The following is a 10078-nucleotide window of genomic DNA, read 5'->3' as shown; positions in this document are numbered from 1 at the left end:
CCGCTGCCCCCGCATTACTTCCAGAGAAAATTTCAAACCTTACGCCAGAATTGTCATAGATTTTTGTGCCATTCAAAGAGAGAAAAGTGTCTCCAGTTAGTTCATTGAAGGTAACAGTGGTGGTCTGTGAGTAACCGATACTGCAGAAAATCAACGATAATGCTACTAAAAAATAGGATTTGGGTGATAAAAATTTCATAATCAAGACGTTAAAAACATTAAACTCTAATCTGGGTATGAGAAACTAAAAGAACCAACCCCGTGAGGTTGGTTCTTGGGAGTCATTAGCTTTGAGAAGGAAAGATGCCTTCCGTTGCTATGATATAGTTCAGCGCGAGCGAAGGGTGCGCATTTGCATGCGGAAGATTGCTCCCGTTAAAAGGCGATATACTGGAGGGATTCATCGCCACATTTGCCGAAGCGCTCGTGTAGCTACTGGTAGGAATCGGATTTGCTCCTCGTTGTATTACTACAGAGCTCTTCGCCAGACTGGCAGCACTGGGGTCATTGGAGGCTCCATCCCCATTGCTTACGAGCAGAGAGTGGGAATGTGAAGGCATCTGAGTCTGGATTAGAGTCACTTGTTCCTGACCCATTGCCGCGCCGAGTGGTTGATAGGGAAGCCCAGGGCCTTGGCCCATGCCTACCGCACTTCTACCCCGGAGATCGGGTACGGCAAAAGTATTTACCCCATCTCCTCCATAAGTGGTTCCCAATAACACGTACAGGACTTCATACTCCGAAATTGGCAACAGTTGCCCCTTACAAAAAACCCATCCGAGAGGAGCAAAGTATCCCCCGAAGATTTCAATTTGACCAACAAAAGGTGTCATAGTTATCTTGTTTTAAAACTAGGATCAATCCCTTGGAGGAAATATACCTTGCAATGCAATGATGTAATTCATGGCAATTGAAGGTTGCATGTTGTTGTGAGGCTGGTTGCCTCCGGCAGGCGCGATGCTGGGTACTGCCATAGCCACATTAGGAGCCCCGGAAGCATAAGTGTTCACAGGTATTGGGCTTGTTCCTCGTTCGATTGTCACCGAACTTTTGGCAAGTGTGTTATTGGTTGGATCGCTGGTAGTGCCATCGGTATTGCTGCCCAGCAATTGATGGATATGTGAGGGTGTCTCGGCAATCGTCAGCGTAACAGATTCCTGGCCGAACATCTCGCCTTGCGTTCTATCAGAAAGACCGGGTCCCTGGCCCATCCCCACCGCACACCTGCCCCGTAGATCCGGAAGCGCAAAGGTTGTGCGGCCATCGCCGCCATACATTGTTCCCAAAAGTGAAAACAGCGCGCTGTTCTGTGAGATTGAAAGTAATTGGCCTTGGCAGAGCGCCCAGCCTTTGGGGGCGAAGTTGAATCCGACCATCATAATTTGTCCTAAAAAGGGTTCCATGTTTGTTAAAAGTTAAGTGTTGCTAGATGTGAAATATTGCTGGGTATATACCAGGGCAAAGCCCGGTCTAGTCGAAGCCTAAGGTTGCGATCCCCCAATCCAAACGAAAAATCATGGAGGTAAAAATTAATACTAAAGAAGTCTCTAATCTACAATAAGTTGAATGACAAGCGCAAGAATTAGGTGTAATATTTCTTGCTTTTTTTCGTTAGGTCGGAAAAACTAAGCTTGAGAATGTGTCCTTCAGCATTCATGACAGCGGATCATGAAATCTTTGCAAAAGAGATGAAAACCCGCCTCGAAATCCGGGCTGTTTATTTGTTTTAAGGGGGCAGTCAAGTTCCGGAAAATAAAAAAAACTGGGATCAAGATACGCCTGAGGTGGGATTTGGGTTCGCGCCTTGCTGATGAATGAGAGGGGGAATCTGCGTCGGTAAATAAGGACTCAAGTCGGGTTTCCGGCTGTTTTTAAGACCATTTTCTTGGGAGAATTAAGGTCATCCGTACGGTGATGGGCTGATCGAAGTCCATCCTCCATCGACAATGAGAGATTGGCCGGTGATGTGCCGGGCGGCATCTGAGAGTAAAAATGCCGCAGCTTCGGCGATGTCGGTCGTATTAGCAGGGCGACCTAGCGGCGTGAGCCTTGACCAGGTACTAACATAGTTAGGGTCGGAGGTAGTCCGCTCAGTCAGGGTGGCACCCGGCGCGATGGTGTTAATCCGGATTCCGAGAGGAGCGAGCTCGATGACCAGATTCTTCGCGAGCATCTCCACTGCTGCTTTGCTCATGGCGTAGGCCGCCAGATTTTCATGGCTTTGGTGCGCTGTCACAGAGGATGTCAGCAAGATCGATCCGCCGTTTGGCTGGCCTTTCATAATTCTCGCCGCAGCTTGGGTTAGAAAGAAACTCCCGGCTTGGTTGATCCGGGTGACTTCGAAAAAATCCTCTCTGGAATAGTCCAGAAAGTTTCCAAAAAGCGTGATTCCGGCATTGGCCACCACTTGGTCAACTGAGCCAAAATGATGCATGGCCAAGTCGATGATCTCTGAGATCACCTCCCCCGAAGAGGAGTCGCCAGAGCAGCCCAAGACAGCACCTTTTCCGAGTTGGGAAAGTGAAGCGACTGCTTCTTCCGTTAGGCCTTTTTCCAGATCGTTGAGGATGACGTGGGAACCTGTTATCAGCAGTTTGCGGGCGATCTCCAGCCCAATTCCTTGTCCAGCACCGGTGACAATGGCGACTTTTTGAGGTTTCATTTTTGTTTTTTTTCAAAGAGACCTGCCAGGTTTTCAAAACGCTGGCAGGTCTTTGTTTTTTAATGCGAATCTCTTTTCACTTCGGAGCCCGAGCTTCCCTGCAGGAAGTCGAAATCCACGCCTTCATGAGCTTGGTTTACTTTGTCGAGGAAGAGGTTGACATAGCCTCTTTCGTAAGGCAACCGGGTCGGGACAAAGTCCTTTCGACGTCGTTCAAATTCTTCCTCAGAGATCAGAAGGTTGAGACTACGGTTGGGGACGTCCAACGCGATCATGTCGCCGTTTTGGACAAAAGCCAAGGGGCCGCCAATGGCAGATTCCGGGGACACGTGCAGCACGACGGTGCCGAAGCCCGTTCCGCTCATTCGGCCGTCAGAGATCCGGATCATGTCTTTGAAGCCTTTTTCGAGGACTTTTTTTGGCAAGCCCATGTTGCCAACCTCTGGCATTCCGGGGTAGCCTTTTGGCCCTACATTTTTCATCACCATCACGCAGGTCTCGTCGATGTCGAGATTTGGATCGTCTACTTTGGCTTTGTAGTCGTCGATGTTTTCAAAGACTACGGCCCGACCGGTGTGTGTGAGGAGTTCAGGACTGGCGGCTGAAGGCTTCAGAACTGCGCCGTTTGGGCACAAATTGCCTTTCAGGACGGCAATTCCAGAATCCGGCTTGATGGGATTTTCCAGTGTTCCGATCAGGTTTCTATCCCAGCATTCAGCCTTGGCGATGTTGTCTCCAATCGTTTTTCCATTGACAGTGAGGGCGTCTGTGTGTAGGTGTTTTTCGATTTCCTTCATCACGGCAGGCAAACCACCGGCATAGAACAGATCCTCGACCCAATGCTCTCCCGAAGGCTGGACGTTGGCAATAAGGGGGATTTTCGAAGAGAAATAATCAAAGTCGGTCAAGTCGAGCTCGACACCGATCCGCTTGGCTATCGCAGTCAGGTGCAGTATAAAGTTGGTAGATCCACCCACTGCGGCGTTGACCATGATGGAGTTTTCGAAGGCCTTGCGAGTGAGAATGGTGCTCATCTTCATGTCTTCTCTTACCATCTCCACGATTCGCATGCCGGTGAGATGCGCCAGGACTTTTCTCCTGGAATCTGCGGCCGGAATGGTAGCATTGTCAGGCAACGAAAGCCCCAGAGACTCGACCATCGCGGCCATCGTTGAAGCGGTGCCCATCGGAGCGCAGTGTCCTGCCGAACGGGACATGGCGGCTTCGGCTTCGATAAATTCTTCCTGAGTAAGTCTACCCATCTTGAAGTCCTCCGCGAATCTCCAGATGTCTGAAGTTCCGATCTTTTTCCCCCTAAATCTCCCGACCAGCATCGGGCCGCCTGACAGCACCAAAGCAGGGATGTCCACCGAGGCGGCGCCCATGACCAGCGAAGGGGTGGTTTTGTCGCAGCCGCACATCAGCACAACGCCATCCAATGGATTGCCTCGAATGCTCTCTTCGACATCCATTGACATCAGGTTGCGAAAAAGCATGGCGGTAGGCTTGATTGAGCACTCGCCCAGCGACATCACTGGGAATTCCAGCGGGAATCCGCCTGCTTCCCAAATACCTTTTTTGAGACTTTCGGCGAGTTCTTTGAAGTGGCCGTTGCAGGGGGTGAGTTCAGACCAGGTGTTACAGATGCCGATTACGGGCTTTTCGCCCTCGAAAAGATGATGGGGAAGTCCCTGGTTTTTCATCCAGGATCTATAGATAAATCCGTCTTTGCCAGTGCGGCCGTACCATTCCTGGCTGCGGAGTTTTTTCTTGGTCATAGGTTTTAATGGGTTGAACTAATAGCCCAAAAAGATAGCAAAAAATTGTGTACTACCTGAAAGGCCGGAAAGACGATGTGGCAAAATGTGCCTATAAACTCAAAGAGTTTGGGTTGTTGTTTGATCAATTTGATCCAGAACATGCTCCAGCGAGACCAGATCAATGGTGAAGTCACTCATGATGGTGTGTTTGCCGTCTCCTTGGTTCAGCGTGTAATAGTAAGCAAGCCCGAGTGCGGAGCTCAAGTTGAAATAGCATTGACTGACTGAGTCACCATGATTTCTGAATTCGAGGACTTTGGCCGTGGGAGGCAGAAAAAGCATATTGGTCAACGCAGCACCGTGCAGACATACCAAAAGCTGCGTTTCGGACATGAGTTGGATCTGCTGGCTCAGGCTGAGTTTCTCGGCGTATACGACGTCGAATCCCCGTTTTTGAAGCAGGATCTCCACGTCTGCGTCGTTGTGGGCTTTTCTTTTGGGTGCAAGTTTTCGGCTGATGTAGACTTTTCGCCAAGGCTCGGAGATGCTTTTGACGCTAAGTTTTGTTCTGGTTTTGTCAGCGAGAGGTGGATTGAAATTGGGAAAAGTAGCCGTTCTCGCGGTCAAAATAAGCTTTTTGACGTGGAGGTTTTGACTTGCTTTGAAAAAGACCGCGGTCACTCCAGCCAGATCCAGCGATTGGATGACGTAGTCCAAACTTTTGAAAGATTCCGGGAGGATCACCGGACAATCCGGTTCCCGCTCGATTCCTTCCCAGATTCGGGGCAGACAGTCGGTCATCCAATGAAAATAATTGGCGCTCCACTCATCCAAAACCCACATGCCCAATGGGATTTTTTTCCAGGATTTGGGTGCACAATAGATGGCCCGCTTGGCAAACTGCAGGGGGCCGATGTCGGCGATATGGGTATGGGAGGAGTAAAATCTCATTTCCCCTGGCGAAAAAATGGTGTCCTGCAGGATCCAGACATTTTTCAGATGAACGGGGTGCAGCCGCTCAAACGTAACTTGCTTTGAGCCTTGAAAAAGCGCTAAGTCCTTTGGCGTCAGATTGACCGGTAAAGTTCGTGTGACGGTGATCTCTTGTCGCAAAAGGGAAAAGTTTTTAGGGTTAAATGAAAAAGGGAGCGTTCACTCCCTTTTGGATTTAAGTCAAACGCTCGATTTTGGCCCCGAGTGCGTTGAGTCGCTCGTCGATGTTTTGGTATCCACGGTCAATCTGCTCGATGTTGTCGATGACAGAAGTTCCGTTAGCAGACATCGCTGCAATCAGGAGTGCCACACCGGCGCGAATGTCCGGCGAAGTCATTCGGATACCCCGAAGTGCGTACTTTCTGTCCAGACCGATCACGGTGGCTCTGTGAGGATCGCAAAGGATAATCTGCGCTCCCATGTCGATCAGTTTATCGACGAAGAACAGTCGGGATTCGAACATTTTCTGATGAACTAGCACGGTACCTTTGGCCTGTGTTGCAGTCACGAGAATGATCGAAAGCAAGTCTGGCGTAAACCCAGGCCAGATTTGATCCGCAACTGTCAGGATCGATCCGTCGATAAACGTCTCAATCTCGTAGTGTTTTTGAGCAGGAATGTGAATGTCGTCTCCACGGAATTCCATCTGGATTCCCATCCTTCGGAAGGTATCCGGGATGATGCCCAAGCGATGGATCTGACAATCTTTGATGGTGATCTCCGATCCGGTCATCGCTGCCATGCCGATGAATGAACCGATCTCGATCATGTCAGGCAGCATGGTGTGGTCTGTGCCTCCGAGGGATTTTACTCCGTTGATATGCAGCATATTGGAGCCCACGCCGGTGATCTTGGCTCCCATGCGGTTGAGCATGTCGCAAAGCTGTTGCAGGTAAGGCTCGCAGGCGGCGTTGTAGATGGTGGTTTTTCCTTCGGCTAGCACTGCTGCCATCACGATGTTGGCGGTGCCGGTGACGGAAGCCTCGTCGAGGAGCATATAGGTGCCCTTGAGGTTTTTGCCATCGATGTGGAAAATCTCGTTTTTGGCGTCGTAGTGGAACTCTGCGCCCAGCTTTTGAAAGCCAAAAAAGTGCGTGTCCATGCGGCGACGGCCGATTTTATCCCCTCCCGGTTTGGAAAGTTTTCCTTTGCCAAATCGCGCCAAGAGTGGGCCGAGAATCATGACTGAGCCTCTGAGTGCGGATGCTTTCTGCAGAAAATCTTCTGTCTCCAGATAGTCCATATTGACTTCGTCGGCCTGGAAAACATAGGATTCAGCTCCTAGCTTTTGGACTTTAACACCCATGTCCGCCAAGAGCTCGATCAGCTTGTTAACGTCACGGATATTCGGGATTTTGTTGATGGTTACTTTCTCGGGAGTGAGCAGGACCGCGCAAAGAATCTGAAGCGCCTCGTTTTTTGCTCCCTGGGGAATGATCTCACCTTTCAATCTGGTGCCGCCGGTTACGCGAAATGATGCCATTAATTTCTACGTTTTTTGTTGTTGTGGCCGTTGTTTCGGTGATTGCTTTTTTTGTGTTGGACAGGCCGCTTGTTTTTGGAGTGCTCTTCTTCGACGTGGGGAATCTTGAAATCCCGACGGGTGTTTGATTCGAAAAGTGCGTTCTCTCTCACCTTTTCCAGGTCGATGTGCAGCTTGCCTTTGGAGAGGGTCTTGATGTCATCCAGGATGATGCCGTCGTCGAAGTTGTCTCTGTTCCAGGTAGAATGAAAGCTTCGCATCAGCTGACCGATGTAGATGATGGCTGCTTCTTGGTCCTCGTCATTTTCGATTTCGATGGCCTTTTCGATCAGTTTTTCGATGTTTCGTCCGTAGTGCTTGAACTTCACTTCACCTTTGGGGTAGCCAACAGGCAGGGGTTTTTTCCCAAGAAGCTCTTTCTCCGGCATTGGGAAAGGTCCGTCCACATCAAGTTGGAAATCAGACATGATGTAGATGTCATCCCACAGCTTCTGATCGTTTTCGGCCTTGACCGAAGGATTGAGCTGCTTGATGATTTCGATGACGGTGTAGGCACTCTGCGTGCGCTTCTCACGGTCTTCAATGCCGGTGACATGCGCTACCAGGCGTTGAATGTTTTTGCCGTATTCTTTCAAAATAAGTTGTTGTTTTTCAGGTTCGGTGTGCTCCATGTTGCTTCCCGTTTATAGCCTTTCAAAAGGTAACAAAAAATCACCAAAGGACAGGGGAGCAGGTGATTAGTCTATGATTCTGAGCTTGGCAAAGCTAAGCAATAATGTTTTCTCTCCAAAATGCTCAAATTGGATGGTTGCCTTTTTATTAAGTCCTTCTGTTTCAATCTTCTGTACTTTTCCAAATCCGAATTTCGGATGTTCGACCAGTTGCTCTGCCTTCAGATTGTTGGTGTTGCTCGGCATGAAATCAGGCGACGGCGTGTGGATTTTCAGCTGGATCGGCGCACGGGATTCGGGTTGCTTTTTGATTCCGATGAACCCGACACTTCCGGGCAATCCTTCCTTTCGAAGCGCTCCAGGCATCTCCTTCGAGGCCATCCGCTTATTTACTTTGATCATATTCGGATTCACTTCTTCCAGAAAGCGACTCGGTTCGCAGTTGAGTAGCCGTCCAAATCGATAACGTGACAAGGCATAAGTCAGGTATAATTTTTCCATCGCCCGGGTCGAGGCCACATAGAAAAGTCTGCGCTCTTCCTCCAAGTCATCCCGGCTCTGCATCATCATCTGTGAAGGGAAAAGATCCTCCTCCATCCCGACTACAAAGACTTGCTTAAACTCCAGGCCTTTGGAGGCGTGGACGGTCATGAGCGTGATCGAATCGGTCTTGTCTTTGTCCTGATCGTTGTCGGTGAGGAGCGCGATTTCCTGAAGGAAAGAACCGAGACTTTTGTCCTCATTTTCGGGATTGTCCACGTATTCCTTGATCGCATTGAGCAGTTCCTGGACGTTTTCGTAGCGGTTGAGCCCCTCGATCGTTTTGTCTTCGTAGAGCTCGCGCAGCAATCCGCTTTGCTTCGCAATGGAACTGGCCGCTTCAAAGGCGTCTTTTCGCTCTACTTCGATCTGGAAGGCCTTGATCATCGTGGAGAAATTGTCGACCGAAGAGCCGGCTTTTCCACCCAAGAAGCTATGTGCATTCTGCACCACGTCCCAAAGGGGCATGTCGTGCTCGTAGGCCGAGACAAGGATTTTATCGACCGAAGTGTCGCCGATTCCCCGCTTGGGATAGTTGATCACTCGCTTGAAAGCTTCCTCATCCACTGGATTGACCGTGAAGCGCATATACGCCATTAGATCTTTGATTTCTTTCCGCTGATAAAAAGAAAGCCCGCCGACGATCTTGTAAGTGAGGTTCATCTTGCGCAGCGCCTCTTCCATCGACCGGGATTGGGAGTTGGTGCGGTAGAGGATCGCGAAATCGCTGTTCTTGAGTTTCTTGTTGTTTTTCTCTTCGAAAATGATGTTGGCGACGATGCGACCTTCTTCGTTGTCAGAGGCTGCTTTGATCAATTCGATCAGCTCGCCGTCCGGGTTGGAAGTCCAGACGAGCTTTTTCAGCTGGGCTTTATTCTTGTCGATGATCGAGTTTGCCGCCTCTACAATCGTTTTGGTGGATCGGTAGTTTTGCTCGAGTTTGACTACAAAGAGGTCCGGATAGTCCTTTTCGAAGTTGAGGATATTTTGGATATCCGCTCCCCGAAAAGCGTAGATACTCTGGGCGTCGTCACCGACGACACAGATATTTTGGTGGACGGCGGCTAGTTTTTTGGTGATGAGGTATTGGGAGATGTTCGTGTCCTGAAACTCATCCACCATCACGTATTTGAAACGTTGTTGGTATTTGTTGAGCACGTCGAGATGATCGCGGAAAAGGACGTTGGTGTTGAAGAGCAAATCGTCAAAATCCATCGCTCCGGCTTTGAAAAGACGCTCCTGGTACTTTTGGTAGAGTTCGCCCATGCGGGGCTTCATCGCTGCTTCATCGTCTGCTTTGACATAAATATCTGCCTGATAAGCTTGCCAGGAGATCAGGCGGTTTTTGGCCCCGGAGATTCGGGAGAGGACGACGCCGGCTTTATAGACTTTGTCGTCCAGTCGCATTTCCTTCACCAGCGTGCGGATCAGCGACTTGGAATCGTCCGTGTCGTAGATGGTGAAGTTGGAGGGATAGCCGATTTTTGCGGATTCGACCCGCAGGATTTTTGCAAAAATCGAGTGAAATGTTCCCATCCACGTGTTGCGGGCTTCAAGTCCGACGAGCGTCTCGATCCGATGCTTCATCTCTGCCGCCGCCTTATTGGTAAAGGTCAGGGACAGAATATTGAACGGGTCGATCCCTTTGGAATAGATCAGGTGAGCGATCCGGTAGGTGAGGACCCGGGTCTTGCCCGAACCTGCGCCCGCAATGATCATCACCGGACCGTCGGTATGCTGTACTGCTTGTAATTGTGGGGTGTTCAGTTCCTTGAGGTAATCCATTTTGTTAAGAAGCAAGAAGCTAGATACAAGAATCAAGTATCAAATAGCGGGTATCAAGATTTAAGAATCGGCAGCCGAGAATCATGAAACAAGACTTTAGGCGCAGGATAGGGTTTTGGAATCCAGTCACTGGAACAAGATAGGAATCGTAGAGAAAGGGTTTGGGAAATCTTCCAACCTTCCC

General features: G+C 49.7%; 8 protein-coding genes. All 8 read right to left on the bottom strand.

The window, feature by feature from the left end; translation table 11 throughout:
* Nucleotides 1-284: 284 nt before the first annotated feature.
* Complete coding sequence (locus G459_RS0102930) at nucleotides 285-833, bottom strand: phage tail protein (RefSeq protein ID WP_026966298.1); 549 nt, start codon at nucleotides 831-833, stop codon at nucleotides 285-287.
* A gap of 24 nt (nucleotides 834-857) precedes the next feature.
* A complete protein-coding gene (locus tag G459_RS0102925; protein WP_026966297.1) occupies nucleotides 858-1403 on the bottom strand; it encodes a phage tail protein in 546 nt (181 codons plus the stop codon).
* A 497-nt stretch (nucleotides 1404-1900) separates the two neighbouring features.
* On the bottom strand, nucleotides 1901-2662 hold the full coding sequence (locus G459_RS0102915) for an SDR family NAD(P)-dependent oxidoreductase (RefSeq protein WP_026966296.1): 762 nt from the start codon (nucleotides 2660-2662) through the stop codon (nucleotides 1901-1903).
* Nucleotides 2663-2721: 59 nt separating this feature from the next.
* The gene (locus tag G459_RS0102910; protein ID WP_026966295.1) at nucleotides 2722-4440 is read right to left on the bottom strand and encodes an IlvD/Edd family dehydratase; all 1719 of its coding nucleotides are present in this window, start codon (nucleotides 4438-4440) and stop codon (nucleotides 2722-2724) included.
* A 99-nt stretch (nucleotides 4441-4539) separates the two neighbouring features.
* The gene (locus tag G459_RS0102905; RefSeq protein WP_026966294.1) at nucleotides 4540-5535 is read right to left on the bottom strand and encodes a glycosyltransferase family 61 protein; all 996 of its coding nucleotides are present in this window, start codon (nucleotides 5533-5535) and stop codon (nucleotides 4540-4542) included.
* A 55-nt stretch (nucleotides 5536-5590) separates the two neighbouring features.
* Nucleotides 5591-6898, bottom strand: coding sequence for a UDP-N-acetylglucosamine 1-carboxyvinyltransferase (murA, locus tag G459_RS0102900; RefSeq protein ID WP_026966293.1), 1308 nt, complete (start codon nucleotides 6896-6898; stop codon nucleotides 5591-5593).
* Nucleotides 6898-7569, bottom strand: coding sequence for a DUF4290 domain-containing protein (locus tag G459_RS0102895; protein ID WP_026966292.1), 672 nt, complete (start codon nucleotides 7567-7569; stop codon nucleotides 6898-6900). The genes murA and G459_RS0102895 overlap by 1 nt, the downstream gene beginning before the upstream one ends.
* A gap of 66 nt (nucleotides 7570-7635) precedes the next feature.
* The gene (locus tag G459_RS0102890) at nucleotides 7636-9894 is read right to left on the bottom strand and encodes an ATP-dependent helicase (RefSeq protein WP_026966291.1); all 2259 of its coding nucleotides are present in this window, start codon (nucleotides 9892-9894) and stop codon (nucleotides 7636-7638) included.
* Nucleotides 9895-10078 lie beyond the last annotated feature (184 nt).

Origin of the sequence: Algoriphagus terrigena DSM 22685, from assembly GCF_000429445.1 — a bacterium.
Taxonomy (GTDB): Bacteria; Bacteroidota; Bacteroidia; order Cytophagales; family Cyclobacteriaceae; genus Algoriphagus; species Algoriphagus terrigena.
Note: the sequence above shows the minus strand (reverse complement) of the source record. Positions and strands in the feature narration are given on the sequence as shown.